Raw genomic sequence first — 17079 nt, 5'->3', positions numbered from 1 at the left:
TGAGAAGATTGAAGGAGTGTATCATGAACCTCTAGTTGGTATTACTTCACATTTAGGCTCATTCCCCGAAATCAAGTTAGCCCCATGTGCTTCCGCGTAGCACATGGGGCATTTTATTTGCAACACCCGTTCACCAAACCAGAAAATGATTCAGTTGAATGTGTTGATAGGAGAGACAGCACTAATGCGCTGTCTCTCTTTATGTTGAATTCCGTCGATTTAATGGAAGGTATTAGGAGGTAATCTGTTGAATAATGGAGTATAGATGTGGCTTAGGGCAATAAGGGGGTTCCTGCATTGAAAGATGAAGATCGATCGATTGACGAGGAGAAGTTAAAGATTATGGACGTTTTGAAAGGTCTATTTGGCAGCAGTGATTCTCTTGATGAACTGAAGCTAATACGTAATTATAAGCCAATCCCTTTGAAGCAGAAAGGCGACATAGAATACGAGGTTAAGTATCAATCCTCTCAGATCGAAGGCGAAGGTCACCGCATTCTCAATGTCGTGACTAATAAGCATAACGAACGAGTAATCGTATATCGCCTGAATTATGGTGATGATCGAGACGATATCAATATCAATTTGCGTATTCGAATCATTACAAATAAGTGCGTAAAGCTCCCTGACCCCAATATCTACTTACACGTATTTCAAGAGGATCAACACATTCAGATAGCAGACATTCGTATCGAGGGTGCTCATGTAAATCGCGGATACGGCTCCATTGCCATGAACGAGATCTTAAAGCTCGCTCGCCAGTTGGAAATCAAGTTTATCGACGGTTGGATTTCTCGCGTCGACTGGGATCACATTGATCGGTCAGCGCATTTCTACCGGAAATTTGGCTTTGATGTAGAGCTAAAAGAGGGATCTGGAAAGATCCTTTGGTTGAATGAGGAGCTTGGGGCTACTCGGGAAGAGTTTGAATCATTCGCCAACTAATTAGGGGGTTTATATGTCGATCAATAATACCACGTACACTTATAATGAAATTGTTAATAAAGTAGCACCGAAAAAGTTCAAAGAGCTACTACAGAGTCCGACATATTTAGTTAGTCATTTTGGGGTTAAGTTTAAAGGTGTAGCATCTATCATTAAACAATTAAAATTACCTTTTGAGTCTGATTTCAAAGGGTTGTATGTGTTCTATGAAAATGATAAAGCGATTTACGTAGGAATATCGAAGAATGTTTTGAAAAGATTACGTCAACATGTTAAGTGTGAAAAACAGAGTGAGTCAAGCTTTGCATATCTACTTACCCTAGAACACGCTAAGCAGAATAATATAACCATTCCTGTTGGAACAAGGGAGGAACGGATGAATAGTAAGGAATTTTACGAATTATTTAATTCGACTGTAAGAGCGCGACTATTAGATATGAAGGTTAAGTTTATTGAGATAAACTGTGATGTTTCACTTTATTTATCTGAAGTTTACTTTGCAATGGAACTGAATACGGATAAGTTCAACTCATTTGAGACCCATTGATTTAGATAATTTGGGGAGGTGTAAGGTGGTAAAGTTACGGTGTAATTGTGGCGACTGGAAAGTACTTAATTTTGAGCGATATGTTTATGAACAAGACGAGATAGTGATAGCTTTTGACTTGTTACCGATTCTTACTTGTCCTACATGTGGAAATATTGATTTACCCGATCTTACTTCTAAACAGATTCAAAAATTCATCTCAGACAATAAAGATTTGGGTCGGAGAGTGTTTCAGCTTAAGGGTCATAGTGATGAACCCTTCGAGAAGTTAAAATATCCAAAAGGATGTGTGGAATTTAGAATATCAAAATCCGACAGCTTTTTTATCCCGGCATTGAGTCTTGGGAAACTTGGAGATTTCTCGCCGGTATTCTTCTCACTTGACGTATTAATTAACTACATGCACAATCCACGCTACACAGTACATCTTGGCGCCGAAACATATGGGCAGATAACGTCAGAGGAATTTGGTATTCCTTTCGGAATCAATAGAAATGGTAAAGTAATAATGTGGTTAACAGACATCGTAAATTTGCCCGAAGAGGAGCAGTATTACTTAAGATCTAAAAATATTCCCTCTGATCACGATGTTGGTTCCGAATTTTATGAGGGTCAATTTGAAGGTGTTTGGGCAGAACCTTCAAAAATCAATCGGGTTAAGTCACTACGAAAAGTATTGTCTCAACTGATTTCGCAGGCGCATGGCTTAAACTTGTTCATGTTAGATGAGGAAGCTGAGGTTATCACTAAACGGATAAGTAAGCCTATACTATTCACTGACAAAGAGGTTGGTGATACATACGAGGATATCAATAAGATTCTTGTTGAATCGCTGAACGTAAAGGAAATCAAAGCCTTTATCGTGCAGAACTCCAATTTGGAAAAGAAGGATCTAGCTGAGTTAAGGGGGATGAAGCTTCTTCGCTGTTGGCTTATTCAATTCCTACAGCTATCTGAAGAAACGGTAGATCAGCTCTTGCTCCCGCTGTTTGTTTTATATGATTTGCGAATCGTTTATGCTCACTTAACCTCTGCTGAGAGCCGAGAAGAAAAGTTAATCTCTGTTTGTAAGCGTATCGGATTGAATGAGAACTGCAGAGATAACGAAGTAATATATGACGTTATGATTGATAAGATAATCTCTATGTATGAAACGGTAATTGGTCATCTCAATTAGTGATGAAACAGTAACATATAACAGGGATTTGAAGCCCCATGTGCTATTTGTCGGCACATGGGGAATTTTATTTGCAACACCTGTTCACCCAGTCAGAAGGTGGTTCAAAAAGGATATTTAAGCTAGAATTGATATATCCATTGTCGAACGGGGGTAAAGTATGAACCCATACATTCTCGATAGCGTCCTGCTTGATGAGTTCAAACAAGCAGTAAACGATCATGACGACTTCTTGATTAACACATATAAGGACTACAACGGTAAGAACTTTTGGAGTATCATCTGCTCCACAAAGGACTGGCTTCATGTCAGTGTGAATGGATTGCCTTACATTCAGATCGATCATCCTAATGATGATGCCAGATCATTGAATGTCTTGCAGCTGATTATAACCTACGATCTGGTCTTTCAATCCATTGAGCAGCTCCATCGTGTCTTTGGTGTGAAGTACCCTTTAAGGAAGGATCGCTCGGTTTTCAATCGCTCTGTCTCGGACGATACGTTCTTCAAGCAAATTCGTGCTTGTTTTGGAGCTCATTCGGTAAACCTCGATAGCGCCGATGGGGTCAAAAACAACGCTAAAGACGATGCTGAAAGTGATGAAAAGTACTTCGCTTCTTGGTCTAGTGATACAGGGGGGAGCGGAGACTATACAGTTTATCTCTACAGCAACAAACCGGGCGATACTGCCATCCCTTTCTCAATGAGTCTTGCCAAAATTCATGAGTATGTAGTTAAGCGATACTCCCTCTTATCGAACGTGGTAAGTGTAATTGAGAAAAAGAACGGTATCTTTGTGGAGGAGCAGCGGCAGCGGGAGATTGGGCGTAGCTCCGATGTTATCGAGCAGCTCCAAGTACTCTTGAAGGAAAACAGTATTCGGATTGGTGACGGTGAGGGGTATCATCATGATATCCAGACGCTGATCGAGCTGTTTACGGCTCCGCAGGACTTCCCCGAGCAAGAACGTCAAGAAGTAGCTAAGTACTTGGACTCCTTGCATCAGTTGGTCTATGAGCTTTACGAAGCGTTCCAAAGCATGTCCTTCGGTGAAGATGGTATGGAGCATGGACACCTTCTACATTCGAGATCCCCTAAGTTCAAAGGGCTACACTACGATCTGGAGAAAGTGTTCGAGTATCTGAACAATCCGTATTTCAGGGCTGAACGGGTCGACTATCACATCAAACGCCTTATCAGTGAAGGGGTTCTACCGCCCTACGTTAGTCGGCAAACAGACAAGCTCGACCTGCAGCTCCTGCTCTTAGCGAGGCTTGCCGCTAAAAGTTAAGCGGCTATCCTAGATGGGTAGCCTCATTTTTATTTTCACTGAATGGGGTTCTTGTCGATTCGTGGTCGCTTTCCTCAACAAGGTAGTCGATAAGGAGATCGCGTTGAGAAGGAATGATTTGGATACGTTGAGCCGCGAGTTGAATCGTGGAGGACGAGATGGTCTTGAAGACCTGACCGATAAGATTGCTAAGATGAACGAGGGACAGAATAGATAACGTAAACCACCATTCTGCAGCTGCCGCGAAAATCGGTAGCTTTTTCTTTAGCAATGGATATGTTACTGACGTAAGGCAGTTTGAAGGCAATATTCTAAACACAATCATCGACTCACAAACTCCATACACAACAGTAAATCACAACATTGCCTTCTCTATACAAATGATTCCAGTTAAGTATAATGAACCTTATAATTGTCCTCAGGGGGTAATATGAGCCAACCTTACAATCGCGAAATCGAATTGCGAAATCGCTTCAATCAATTTATTTCTGACAAAATAACTGGAAGTTCAGAAGATTACTATTCCAAGCTGTCAGTCGAAGACTTCGAAGATATAAAAACCACACTTAGAGACATTCACAATATAATTACTTTCAGAACAACGATCCGCTTTACTGAATGGATTAGTGATCGTTTTCCTTATGTCAAAGAGTATTATCAGGTTTATTTGGATCAAGTTCTAAACACTAAGCCAAGCGATAATGGTTATGATCTAGTTGTCACAGGTAACGTTAATGTTGTAGCTGAGATTAAGTGTAACAAGCCGATCAATAATGGTTACAAGTTTGGCTCTGCTCAGAAGGATGGTCTGCTTAAGGATATTAAGGGCTTACTTGAAGGCAAGTCTAAAGTTAAGTCGATAGATCCCGCGGCAGCGTATAAGTTTTTGGTGATCTATGATTTTGGTGACCATACGTTACTCGCCGCGCAGCACCTAATAAAGAACCTTTCGGCTAATCTGAAGGACAGGGTTGCTATTTACAACGAAGGTGAGCCCTTGTTATTAGATAAGGTACATATTGTATTTATCAAATAATGATTCGACAAAGAAATAGATATTTCAATGACAACCATATGAAAGGTGGGTTAATGAGCTTGGAACTCAGGGACGAAGTATTAATGCTAATTGATTCTAAACGTGAAGATGATTATTGGGACTTCAAAGTGAAGTATCATACCAATTCGGCTGATCTTTTACACGACATTATTTGTATGGCGAATAATCGTGTAGATAGGGATGCCTATATTATATTTGGAATTGTAGACAGGACTTACGAGGTTGTCGGAGTTAGAAATGATGAAAGCCGAAAGACTCAGCAACAGATGATTGATTTTTTAAAGGATAAGAAGTTTGTGTCAGGTATCCGCCCTAAAGTTGAATTGCGTAGCTTAATGATTTCCGGTCAGGAGATTGACGTGTTGATCATTAAGAACAGCACAGACACTCCGTATTATTTAACCGAGGATTATCAAGATCAAGGCAGAAGGGTTCGTGCCAATTTCATCTATACTCGGGTAGGCGACACCAATACCGATATTAATAAGAGTGCCGATATCAACAACGTAGAGTATCTATGGAAGAAGCGTTTCTTATTAACCCGATCCCCCTTTGAACAGGTTATGAAGCGTCTTGCGAACAAGAGTGAATGGAAACGTGATGATGATACATATTACAATGTCTATAATCCTGAGTTCACAATCACAATAAGTGATGATGATGACGAGGCAAGAGGTAGATCTGAGTTCTATGCGTACACATTGACGGACTCGTCGACTACATATCGAAATATTAGTATAAAATATTTTGGAACTCAGCTTTATAGTGGTGTAGTAGCTCTTCTTGATGGGGCGCGATATTGCACTCCTACCCCTGATTGGGGGTTCCTGTTCTTTGGAAAACATAGGATAGATCCCGATTATTCTCTAAAGTATTTTACGAAGAATAGCCCTTCTTATAAACTGAACGAGTTCCTCTTTAATGATGACGACCAGGAGGCATCGTTCGCCCGAAGACGTTTCTTTGGAGTCGTTCTGTTATTTGAAAGCGATTTTGAGAAGGATGCATTCCTTGCTTATGTTGAACATGAAAAGAATGTCTTTATCCATAAATTTAACAGTCATGCTAGAGAATTTTCATGGATAGAGGCAGATACAGAGAAGCATAGGGAATATATTGTATCTCGCTTGAAAACAGGCGAAGTATTGAATCAAATGCTTTCTGATTTCCGATCCATCCATTGATGGGGGCTAATATGGATAAGATCCTCCAAAATTGCTTTGGAAAGTATACTGACAAAGGAGTATAAATTTATGAACTTAGATCTTATTAAGAGTCTAAAACCAATTGGTGATGGCTCTTTTGATAAAGAACCCTTCGATGAATATAAGAAGCGCGCCGCTCCTTTACTTCCGAATTTCCCTGAATGTGCATTGGAGAATTGGATCTACAGACATTATTCAGATATTGATGACTACGCATTTCTAGGCTTTGAAAAGATGCTCTTCAAAGAAGAGCTTTGGTTAAAGGATGATATTTACAACAATATAAATTCATATTACCCAGACATGATCGATTCTTTGGGTTATCAAATCTACGAACGACATGATAAAACTTGGTTGCAGAAGTACATGTTGAAGCACAAGACATGGAATGCACCGATAATTGTATTTCAAAACACTACCCGCCCTGATATGGGAAAACCATATCACCTATTAGAAGGTCACCTGCGTCTTAACTACTTCAGGACAATTTATCGTAATGAAAAAGAAATTCTGCAGGAAAAGCATAGGATTTGGTTAGTCACAATTTAGATGGCTTCCGATTTGTAGAGAAATTCGGCAGCTATTTCTTTTTGTTATAGATGTTTCTTCGGCTGTCGATCCCTTCGACAGCTTTTTCTTTTATAGTGCAACCACGTTTAGCCGTGACTCGGCTAACAGCATGTTGTTAGCCCTACAAATATCATCTGCAGGCTACAAAACCGTATGTTATGATGTGGAAAATACCACATGTGGAGGTTTTGAAATGTCTGCTCCTGACAAGAAAATCGTCGTTAAAAAGTTGAACCAAAAATACGGGTTTTTCCTCTCTACGATCAAGGGAAAGCAAATTATGTATCAGGGAGTGAGCAGCGAAAAGCGGATTGTTGTTTGCACTCCATACTCATAGATCCATAAAATCGGTAAGGGTTGGTTCGACCTGACAAAAAAACAGGTCGAGCTATTGGATGATGCAGACATAGCAGTTTTAGCAGTTCGTTTGGAAGATGGGAACGGCTATTATGTAGATTTCAAAGATCTTCGTAAAATGATAACTCCCGACATTCAGATTGTGAACTCTAGAGAAGGTGAGCATTGGAAGTTCTATATTTGGGGAAATAACATTCAGGTGAGGGGTTGCTTGGATAAGTTTCAAATAGTGCCTGAACGCTTGATATCATAACGATTTGAGGTTAATGGTATGACTAAATTATTTTTACATAGTAGAGAAATGAAAAGCGTATTTCAGCTCTTGGGTGAGCACGAAAACGATATAAGCTACAGCGTGGCTTGGGGGTTGACGCAGTGTCCTTCATTTCTAAAGGTCTTTCTCCGAAGTGTCCTTAATTGGAACGGCGGTGTTGATGAAGTAGAAATTCGGATGCAGGAGTACGAAAAAGGAAAAGGCTTCACTGACATTGAGATCGAGCTTACTCAGCAGTTCCATTTAATCATTGAAGCGAAGCGAGGTTGGAACCTCCCAGGCATCGCTCAGCTTCAAAAATATGCGACCAGAAAGTCCTTCCTGCAAAGTCCTTGCCCTGATAAACGACTAATCGTTTTAAGTGAGTGCAGCAAGGATTATGCCAAGCATCGTGTTCCAGACCAAGTAAATGGTTTTTCGGTCGAGGTATTGTCTTGGAAGGATTTCTACCAGTTCTCAAAGCTGGCCCACGCAAGCGGAACACATGCCGAGAAGCGGTTATTACAGGAATTGAATGTTTACTTGGGGAGTTTGATGACCATGCAAAAGCAAGATTCAAATATGGTGTATGTGGTATCAGTAGGTGGTGGAACACCTGAGGGGTGGTCGGCAAATTACAATCGATTCATCACATAGAAGGTTATGAGGTTGTTACTAATATGTCTAAGGTCTTTTCAGAGGCTAAAGACGAGGAGTGGGAACCAAGTTTCGTGTATCACCTAGGAGCGCCATTTTCTCCAAGTAATGACGTTAAGACCGGAAACATATATCCCAATGGCAGAGTATGGTGCATGTTGGATACTTTGTTCACTTGCTCAACGATTTCCGATGCAAGGGATCTGACCTAGTCCCGTCAAAGTGGTTAGGGAAGTTGGGGAGCTTCTTCTTTCGCGGTAGTTGTTCACGATGATGGAAAGTTTGTACAAGACCTAATGGTTCCATATAGTCAGTATTAAAACGAAAAATAAGAGGAATAGCTATTCTAATCCTGCTTCAGAGACTATCTCTGAGGCGTTTTTTATGTGGGAGTGGGTGTCTGTAAAACGACAAACGGCGTATTAGAAAGTCTGGATATTGCCGGATTTTAGGAGATTGTGGTATCTTAGGTGCATCGTTTGTACTATTGAATGATCTATTTGGACTAATGATAATGTCAGGCACCGGAGCCTGCGAATGATGATCTGATAAGAAAAAATAAGTGATAATGAGGTGTGCATAGGTGGGAGAGATATTTAGAGAAAATCAAAATATAAAATTGTTGCTTGAGATGAGCGTTGCGGAATGTGAATATGATTTTACATCTACTATTGTCGCAGCACTAAATCAAGCAGAATTAGAAATACATAATTTAGATGAAACAATTGAGTCAATTCAATCCTTAAAGCCTAATTGTGATAAATTGGACTATATATTAGCTGCGAGTTCAGGTGCATTGTGTGGCATCATTGATATTTTCTTGGTTGGTAAACCTGGAGAATCACCTCTCGGAAATATTACTGATAAATGGTTTGCTAATCGTACAACTGATTTTGCCAAATTGTGCGGATGGGAAGATAAAGGAGGAGAGAACTCTTTGTCTTCAGCAATCCGATTTCTTGAAAATAAGTTTAAAATTCCATATGAAGTGTTGAAAAAAAGTGCTTGACGGGGACAAAGTCCCTACTTGTTAAAATTAGTTTTGAAAGGAGCCATTCCTGTAATGAAGTAATTTGAGCTTTGAATGAAAAAAGCGCCTCTAGTATACTGGGGAACGTTCCGGCAAGAACAAGACCTAATACGAAAAGAGGCACTCATCATGAAGAATAAGCTAAAACAGAAACAAAATCAACGTATTACAAGAATTACCGAATCGACGTTAGTAGTTGGAGCAGACATCGCCAAGAAGATTCATGTGGCACGTGCTGTAGATTTTCGAGGTATCGAGTTGGGTAAGGATTGTGTGTTCCATAATGATCAGCAAGGGCTAACGAAGCTGGCAACATGGATGAAGGAGCTCGGGCAGGCACATGGCAAGACAGACATTGTGTTTGGCATCGAGCCTACCGGACATTACTGGTTTCCGCTAGCGGCGTTCCTTCAAGCCCAAGGCATTCATGTCGTCGTTGTGAATCCGCATCATGTTAACAAGACGAAAGAGCTTGAAGACAACTCGCAGACGAAGAGCGACTACAAGGATGCCAAGGTCATCGCAGATCTCATCCGAAATGGGAAGTATTCCGAACCGAAGCTGCCCACGAAGGAGTATGCAGACCTACGTATCCTCATGAATCTTCGGGAGAAAGTATCCGCAAGCCTGTCCCAAGTTAAAGGTCGTATCGGGAATTGGTTTGACCGGTTCTTCCCGGAATACGCCGGTGTATTCAAGGAATGGACAGGAAAGGCATCGCTTATGACGATGCGGGCGTTCCCACTTCCAGCGGACATCGTGGCCAAGGGAGCTCGAGAGGTTTTGGCTCACTGGAAGACGGTAGTCAAGCGCGGAGTAGGCATCAAGCGGGCAGAGAGACTGCTCGCTGCTGCAACGGCCTCCATCGGGCTGACGGAAGGATCAGTGGCGGCTCGAATGGAGTTAAGTACCTTGTTAGAGCAGTTGGAGCTATTTAAGGAGCAGCTTGAAGGAATCATGAAGCAAGTGATGCAGATCCTAGAGAACATCCCCGGGGCAGAGCACATGCTAAGTGTACCGGGAGTGGGTGTGATCACGGTAGCCGGGTTTCTGGCGGAAGTCGGAGATCTGAGCAACTATGATCACGGTCAGCAGATCATACGCCTGGCCGGTCTAAACCTCAAAGAGAACAGCTCAGGCAAGCGAAAAGGAAAAACAGGAATTAGCAAGCGTGGACGCTCCCGCTTACGAGCACTGCTGTTCCGTGCGGTAATGCCGCTGGTGGCCAAGAATGAGTCACTTAAAGCGCTCCACAGGTATTACACGAGTCGAAGTCAGAATCCGCTCAAGAAGAAACAATCTCTTATCGCTCTATGTGGAAAGCTCATACGTGTTCTCTATACGCTAGGGACAAAGCGACGGTCATACAATGCCAATGAAATGCTCGGCCCCGCTCGACAGGGTCAACTGCAGCTAGAGGCTGCTTAAGTCAGAAGAAGCAATCACCTGGATATCGACATATTCACATGTGTACAACGATGACAACAGAAGCACCGGAGAAGCCGACGAACAACATTCCATAAGGGCAACGACCCCGTAAAGGAGCAAGAATCGGTATCCACCCCTTGAGAGGTAGAACGAAGCATTCCTGTAGAGCGTTAATTTTTGGCTTTGTAAAAAGAAAAGCTTCCCCGTAAGATGGAATTGTGCACAGGGTCAGTAGCCCGAATATCCCATCTAGGAGGAAACTCTACTATGAAGTTTAAGCAAAATGATGCCCAAAATCAACGGATAGAGAACATTACCAGCAATCATCTTGTTGTTGGTGTTGATATTGCTAAGGAAACTCAGGTTGCTCGTGCTGTCACCTACCGAGGTATTGAAATCGGCCGGCCCTGTTCGTTTAAAAATGATTCATTGGGATTTCAGAAGTTTTTGAATTGGATTAAAACCATACAGAAACAGCACAGCAAAACAAGTGTTATTTTCGGGATGGAACCAACAGGACATTACTGGCTCAACCTTGCTTGGTGGCTTTTAGAGCAAGGCTTTGAAGTTGTGGTAGTTAATCCTTATCAGGTTAAAAGCAACAAAGAAAACCGTGATAATTCTCCTACCAAGAATGATTTCAAAGATGCTTTGGTTATAGCTGATATGGTGAAGAACGGTTATTATTCACCTTTACGTTTGCCTACTGGAAACTACCAAGCCTTACGAGTTTTAATGAGCGATCGTGAGTTTGTCATCAAACAATTCATTACCATCAAGAACCAAATTCATCGATGGTTGGACATTTGGTTTCCTGAGTACCATCTTGTCTTTAAAGATTGGAGCTGCAAGACCTCGCTAGTCACGTTAAGATTATTCCCTTTACCATCTGAACTAAAGGTCCTTACTCCAAAAGAAATCTATGCCCGATGGAAACCACACATGAAACGCAGGGCAAGTATATCGTTTGCTGAAGCACTGGTAGAAAAGGCGCAACAGTCTATTGCCCAAACGGTTGCCCCAGAACAAGTTAAAAGATCTCTCTTGTTTTTGTTAGATCAATATGAAGCATTATCAATACAGTTAGCACATCTTGAACAAGAGGCCATTTCCCTTTTAAAGGAAATTCCACAAGCCCAGAGCCTATTAACTATTAAGGGAATCGGTAAAATTACAATCGCCGGTATACTAGCAGAAACTGGTGATCTAAGCAAGTATAGACATGGGCAACAAGTTTTAAGGCTTGCAGGGTTACACTTAGGGGAAGACAGTTCCGGTAAGCATAAAGGTAAGGTTCAGATTACTAAACGTGGAAGGTCGGGGTTGCGTAAATTCCTATATTTAGCGGTATTGCACTTGGTTGTTAACAATGAGGAGTTTCGGGCACTACGCCATCACTATACCAAGATTAGAAAGATGAAAAAGGTGCATTCGATTATTAAACTATGTGGGAAATTAGCCCGAATTTTGGTGGGTATTGTGCGCCAGGGGCAGTCCTACACTCCTGAGAAAGTAGTCACTGCATTAAACGCGGCATAAATAAAAAAATTAAATAATTACGTACGTTGGCTCGTTCGCAGGATTTCGAAAAAGAAAGCACCCGAGTACTGAATTCTCATTCCTTAAGGGCACAGACCCGTCAACGAAGCAGATCAGCCTCTATCCCTTGGACAGGTATAACGATGGAATGACAGGGTGACACATGACCCGTTGAGTCATGGGAGGGAGAACCGCCAAGGCCAGCATAGAGCAGTGTGCAGTATATGGAATAACATGGGAACACATCTTGTTCCTTTGTTTAGCTATGCCCTAATGCTGTCTGGGAACTCTTTGTACACTACGATTCTTTCGTTTACCTCATACAAAGGATGTGAAATCCTGCGAATCAGCGAGCATACGTGAGAAAATTCCATTATACTGAGGGAGGAATGTAAGGGCTTGGACCCAGCGTGACATGGGAGGGTAAAGCCCAAGGGCGGACGTGGAGATCCACTGTGCGATCATAACCACTACCACAAGTTTTGGAATAAATGATCCTAAGCTCTGTTCCCGCCTACGCTTGAATAAGCAATCGGGTAATCTACTACATTCTCTATCTCACTTCTCAAGCTGTCAAAGTTGAAATGCTAAGAATGAGCGAGAAAACAGGAGAAAATATTACTTTATAGTGGGAGGTCGAAGCATGTGAGACCAAAAGAAATTCAAGAAAGACTCGGTATTGATGCTGACAGAATTTAACTGTTTAAACGAGAAGGCATCTTCTTCCCTGAGAATCCGCCATCTGGTAACAGAAGTACAAATTACACTCAAACTGACTGTGAGAATCTGAGACTTCTTGTAGTGCTGACAAAATCAGGACTTACATGCAGCGACATAAGAAAGCTTCAGGATGGCGAATGGTCTTTGAAAGAAGCCATTGTCGCACGTAAACAAAGTATTGATGCCGAAATCGCCAGAAAACGCAATTCGTTGGCATTATTATCAGAACTTCTTGACTACAATGCAGAGTTTGAAACTTTTGAAACTGACCGCTACTGGAATGCTATTGTTGAAAAGGAAGCTGCCGGAGAGAAATTCATCGATATCGAAGATATGTATGGCTATCGTTCAGTATCGCTAATCCGCAATATCCGGTGTCCACACTGTGGTAAAGGGTATGAAGTCGATTTGGAAGATTACATGTATGACCAGAGTAGTGATGAAAGAGAAAATGGTATGGGGCCGGATATAGTGTATAGCTTTAATTCTGAAAATAGTTATGAGTGTCCGGAATGCGGTATTGTAATTAAAATTGAAGGGTGGATTCGAGAGTATCCTGTGGGCGCTTATGATTCAGAGGATATTATCGTTGAAGAATGGGAGGATTGATTATGGCATTCACGAGTGAAGAAAAGAATTTGTTAAAAAGATTAGCATCAGGAGTATTAGATGGATTTGTCGGAGATGATTTGACTACTACCGGTGGCTCTACTGTATGGAAAGTGATTAAGAATGGTGTTCCGGCAATGTTCAAACAAGGCCCCGGAGGAAAATTCTTTAATGGTAAGGAGAATGAGCGCTTTGAAGGTGTACTGCACACATTACAAGAATGGGCTACAGATGAGCAGAAGTTAGAATTTCTCAAAAAGTTCGGATGGCTTATGAAGGATGAGGTCGTTACAGCCTACAGCGCTAAGTTCAAACCAAAGAAATAACAGAAGAAGTAAAAATAAGGCTCACTAGGACATACCGTCAAAGATGTTACACCTTTTCATCTTATGGGTGGCATGATGCCTAGTATTCCCTTGTTCAAGAGTATACTAGTGAGCGGTGTTTATAAAAGTATGCCTATAAGTCTATTCAAATATAGTCACTCTGATTGTTTGTAAACTTTGTATATTGATTTATAAACGTTTACAAATAATAGTTAATCATTACAAACTAGTTTCGTTCATCGGTGAAAAATGCTGCATCAAATAAAGATATTAAGGTTTTTAACGAGGTTTTTAATTTCAAATCGTAAGTAGTTTTTCGACTAGGTAGGTTTGAATAGGACCCTCTAGAAAACATTTTGCAAATCTATTTGAACTATTATAACATTTAATGGATAGTAGTAATTTTAACTGTTCAAAAGAACCATTATAAGAAATTGGCTTTAGAATTCTCTGCTGATCATAAGGGGTGTGAGGGTTAATTATGACAGTCTCAATTAAAAAGGTTGAACCACTTATTGTTAACGAACGGATACTACAGGAAATGTGCGAAAACGCGGAAGTGCTTAATATAGGAGAAGATGAGATTGATTATCTTAAATCCTCATTTTCTAAAGGAGAGATCATCTCTCTGACTGAAGTGCGTTCTAATCAGGAACAAAGTAGGGAAGGATACATTATTAATCAAAATGATGAAGAAGTAGGTTACGCAATAATAATCGAAAAAGGAGATTTCCTTGAGATTGATATTAATATTTACCGTGAATATCGAGGGAATGGTGCTTTTAAGGAAACATTTCCCGAAATCCTTTCACTGCATCCAGACAAGAATTGGGTCATTCATGTATACAAATATAACCCAGCTTGGGCTGGAATGAAGAAAGTCGCAGAGCGAAATGGGTTCACTTATTCTGACGATCCTTTTTCACTGGACCATAAAATGGTGAAACTTGTGTCAAGAGACAGTGATAAGCTTCATTAGGGCTCATACTCAGCACCACGGAGACGATAATTGCTCTTCATTGATCAAAGAGATAAATCCCTTCTATAATGACAGCCTCCCCAAACAACCTCAGCATCACGCGCGGAGGATTGTGGTTTTGCATACCCACGGTTCGAAATAATGAACTCTTGTCCATGCAAAACCGTGACTGATAGTAATAATTACAAAGGAATAGAAAAGATTGTATCGGTCCATACAAATGAAACGGGGTTTATTTGGGATGGATTTAACGACTTAAAAAATAAAACTTTTAAGTTAGGCAACTAGCCAAAAACCGTTCTCTCATTTTTAGTCCATAATTTATAAACCAATTCCACTAGCAGCATTATCATCAAACAAACTCGCTTTCTTGATGTATCTTTGCAACGAATCAGATCTCTTATGTCTCGTCTGTTTCATAATCTGGTGCTCGGCTTTTCCTGCACGGGCAGCTTGCGAACAAAATCCACTCCGTAAGCTATGTGCGCTATAACGTTGCGGGTCAAGCCCAACAGCCTCACAGCTATTCTTCACGACCATCCGAACAGCTGGTGGAGTTAGCCTCTCCATGATATTCCCATGTCGATCCATTCTTCTAAATAACGGCCCATCTTTAAGGCGAGATGCGGTAATCCAATCTTCAAAGCTTCGCACCGGACACGTTAAGGGGTTGCTCGCAAAAGGGAGGGCAACATCCTGGCCTTCGCCTTTTTGGTCTGTTTTGCTTCTATTTAAATGGATTATTATACCGTCCCGTGTAATCGAAATGTCTTCAATGTTAATTCCGACCAACTCACTTCGACGAAAAGCACCTACCCAGCCAATAACCAGTAAAGCACGATTACGAATACCAATAAGTTTGTCTTTAGGTAGGGCTTCAATAACTTCACGTAACTCATGAAGCCAGAGGGCTTCTTTTCCTTTCTCCTCAACCCCAATCTTTCGCTGCAATCCCTCCCAAACTCCTTTGACCAGTGGTGTTTTGCAAGGACTTGGATATCCTTTCGTTTTATGACGTTGAGAGATAGCTGCCATCCTTCGTTTAATCGTAGAGGCTTTTTTTTCTTTTCCAAGTGAAGTTATGTAATATGCAAGGGTTTGAGGGTCTGCCGGAAGTGATTCCAGTGAATGAGAATAACACCACTTTTCAAAGTGTGACCAATCTGAAGTATATGCTCGTTTTGTATTCTCTGCTTTTGAATTTAGAAGATGTTCTTTCGCTTCCAATTGAAGTTCTCGAAATTCGTTAGCTAGTTCATTTGATTTTCGAATTTGTAACTCTGAAAAAAATCCATTTCTTTACCCCTTTCTAGACCTCGATAATAATGGTTATCAATAGTTAGAAACAAGAATAATCATCTTTTTCTATTTTACCAATCAAAGCATCGATATGTAAAAAATGGATGGGGTCAAAAATAGGAGTGCAAAATAGAAGTGGAAAAATGGTATAATTAACCACAGCATATGGGATGATAGATAGAGTAATTGGAAAGTTAAATGAACGGGGTTGAGATAATGAACTGGAATGTTGAGGTATTCAGACAACGGCTTAATAATCGAGGTGTTCAAGCTGATCAAATCGAGCAACTGCTCGATACTCTTAAATTAATAATAGAAAGGTTCACTTATCATAGTAAAGTAAGCCAGAACATCTGGCGTTCCCAATTTGAAACAAACGAATATAGATTTAATTCTCCTGCCGCAAGGAGACCAGAATTTGAGACCGAATCGAATTTTATAGCCTCTTTACAGGCGATTCATCCCATAGCTGATATCATGGGCCAAATAATTAATGGCGCGGTCTTGAATAACCTAATGGCCATACATCAAGTTTCTTTACAAAGAATAAAAACCGCGTTAGAGGCAGACACAAGATACATTAATATCCTTACTGCGGTTAACGATCTTATTGAATCGCAAGAATATAAATTTCTCGACGGTTTTGTAAATACCATAAAACATAGAAAGCTTATTGAAACCTTGCACCATGGAGAATTTGGCCCCAATACCGAGCAACGAAATGGATTAAAAACGGAGGAATTTTCATTCCGACAGAATACTTTTGCTCCAATGTGGATTGATGATGTCATTGATAATTACATTGGTGAGGTCATTGATAAAACAATGACGATCGGTAATGCAATCAACGACTATTTACAGTAATCCATTTTAAATTCCGAACTAGATAAGGAGGGCTCTAGTTTTTCGATCGGAGCTCTCTTTTTTTTTTTCTACAGCGGAATAACTATACGACTAAAGGTTTTCGCCCCCTGTTTATCGAAGTAATTAGGTAACCATTACTTTAATAACAGGGGTTTCTAATGCGTCCAAAAGATCGAATTGTGCCTGAAAAAACTATATATTTTCGACCTGAAATTACGAACTGCCC

General features: G+C 40.8%; 16 protein-coding genes and 1 pseudogene. 16 read left to right on the top strand and 1 reads right to left on the bottom strand.

Going from position 1 to position 17079, the window contains the following annotated elements; translation table 11 throughout:
• Positions 1-297 precede the first annotated feature (297 nt).
• The 15 genes and pseudogenes from FPZ49_RS32170 to FPZ49_RS32105 all read left to right on the top strand — a co-directional run bounded on the left by FPZ49_RS32170 (position 298) and on the right by FPZ49_RS32105 (position 14690).
• Positions 298-945, top strand: coding sequence for a GNAT family N-acetyltransferase (locus FPZ49_RS32170; RefSeq protein ID WP_144854427.1), 648 nt, complete (start codon positions 298-300; stop codon positions 943-945).
• 13 nt (positions 946-958) lie between these two features.
• Positions 959-1492 carry a GIY-YIG nuclease family protein gene (locus FPZ49_RS32165; protein WP_144854426.1) on the top strand — a complete coding sequence of 178 codons (534 nt, stop codon included), beginning with the start codon at positions 959-961 and terminating at the stop codon, positions 1490-1492.
• 25 nt (positions 1493-1517) lie between these two features.
• Positions 1518-2669, top strand: a complete 1152-nt coding sequence (locus FPZ49_RS32160; protein WP_144854425.1) for a hypothetical protein — start codon at positions 1518-1520, stop codon at positions 2667-2669.
• A 160-nt stretch (positions 2670-2829) separates the two neighbouring features.
• The gene (locus FPZ49_RS32155; RefSeq protein WP_144854424.1) at positions 2830-3960 is read left to right on the top strand and encodes a hypothetical protein; all 1131 of its coding nucleotides are present in this window, start codon (positions 2830-2832) and stop codon (positions 3958-3960) included.
• Between the two features lie 430 nt (positions 3961-4390).
• Entirely contained in the window at positions 4391-4996 is a 606-nt protein-coding gene (locus FPZ49_RS32150) for a hypothetical protein (RefSeq protein ID WP_144854423.1), read from the top strand.
• 53 nt (positions 4997-5049) lie between these two features.
• Positions 5050-6201 carry an ATP-binding protein gene (locus tag FPZ49_RS32145; RefSeq protein WP_222429996.1) on the top strand — a complete coding sequence of 384 codons (1152 nt, stop codon included), beginning with the start codon at positions 5050-5052 and terminating at the stop codon, positions 6199-6201.
• Between the two features lie 69 nt (positions 6202-6270).
• On the top strand, positions 6271-6771 hold the full coding sequence (locus FPZ49_RS32140) for a hypothetical protein (protein ID WP_144854421.1): 501 nt from the start codon (positions 6271-6273) through the stop codon (positions 6769-6771).
• 649 nt (positions 6772-7420) lie between these two features.
• A complete protein-coding gene (locus tag FPZ49_RS32135; RefSeq protein ID WP_144854420.1) occupies positions 7421-8059 on the top strand; it encodes a hypothetical protein in 639 nt (212 codons plus the stop codon).
• Positions 8060-8642: 583 nt separating this feature from the next.
• Positions 8643-9068, top strand: coding sequence for a hypothetical protein (locus FPZ49_RS32130; RefSeq protein ID WP_186446228.1), 426 nt, complete (start codon positions 8643-8645; stop codon positions 9066-9068).
• A gap of 150 nt (positions 9069-9218) precedes the next feature.
• Positions 9219-10517: an IS110 family transposase gene (locus FPZ49_RS32125; RefSeq protein ID WP_144854419.1), complete on the top strand. Its 1299-nt coding sequence runs from the start codon at positions 9219-9221 to the stop codon at positions 10515-10517.
• Positions 10518-10784: 267 nt separating this feature from the next.
• On the top strand, positions 10785-12056 hold the full coding sequence (locus FPZ49_RS32120) for an IS110 family transposase (protein ID WP_144854418.1): 1272 nt from the start codon (positions 10785-10787) through the stop codon (positions 12054-12056).
• Between the two features lie 699 nt (positions 12057-12755).
• Positions 12756-12896, top strand: a pseudogene (locus FPZ49_RS37750) (MerR family transcriptional regulator); the annotation flags it as partial.
• A gap of 24 nt (positions 12897-12920) precedes the next feature.
• Complete coding sequence (locus FPZ49_RS32115) at positions 12921-13385, top strand: phage terminase large subunit family protein (protein WP_261381728.1); 465 nt, start codon at positions 12921-12923, stop codon at positions 13383-13385.
• A gap of 2 nt (positions 13386-13387) precedes the next feature.
• Positions 13388-13711, top strand: a complete 324-nt coding sequence (locus FPZ49_RS32110) for a hypothetical protein (protein ID WP_144854417.1) — start codon at positions 13388-13390, stop codon at positions 13709-13711.
• 481 nt (positions 13712-14192) lie between these two features.
• Positions 14193-14690, top strand: a complete 498-nt coding sequence (locus FPZ49_RS32105; protein WP_144854416.1) for a hypothetical protein — start codon at positions 14193-14195, stop codon at positions 14688-14690.
• Between the two features lie 321 nt (positions 14691-15011).
• On the opposite strand, the gene FPZ49_RS32100 is transcribed toward FPZ49_RS32105, so the two are convergent.
• The gene (locus tag FPZ49_RS32100) at positions 15012-15917 is read right to left on the bottom strand and encodes a site-specific integrase (protein ID WP_144854415.1); all 906 of its coding nucleotides are present in this window, start codon (positions 15915-15917) and stop codon (positions 15012-15014) included.
• 288 nt (positions 15918-16205) lie between these two features.
• Here FPZ49_RS32100 and FPZ49_RS32095 point away from each other — a divergent pair, with 288 nt between their 5' ends.
• Positions 16206-16853 (top strand): hypothetical protein, encoded by a 648-nt coding sequence (locus FPZ49_RS32095; RefSeq protein ID WP_144854414.1) that lies wholly within the window; start codon positions 16206-16208, stop codon positions 16851-16853.
• Positions 16854-17079 lie beyond the last annotated feature (226 nt).

The sequence above is a fragment of the Paenibacillus cremeus genome (assembly GCF_007786445.1).
Classification (GTDB): Bacteria; Bacillota; Bacilli; order Paenibacillales; family NBRC-103111; genus Paenibacillus_G; species Paenibacillus_G cremeus.
This window is presented reverse-complemented; position numbering and strand designations above follow the sequence as displayed.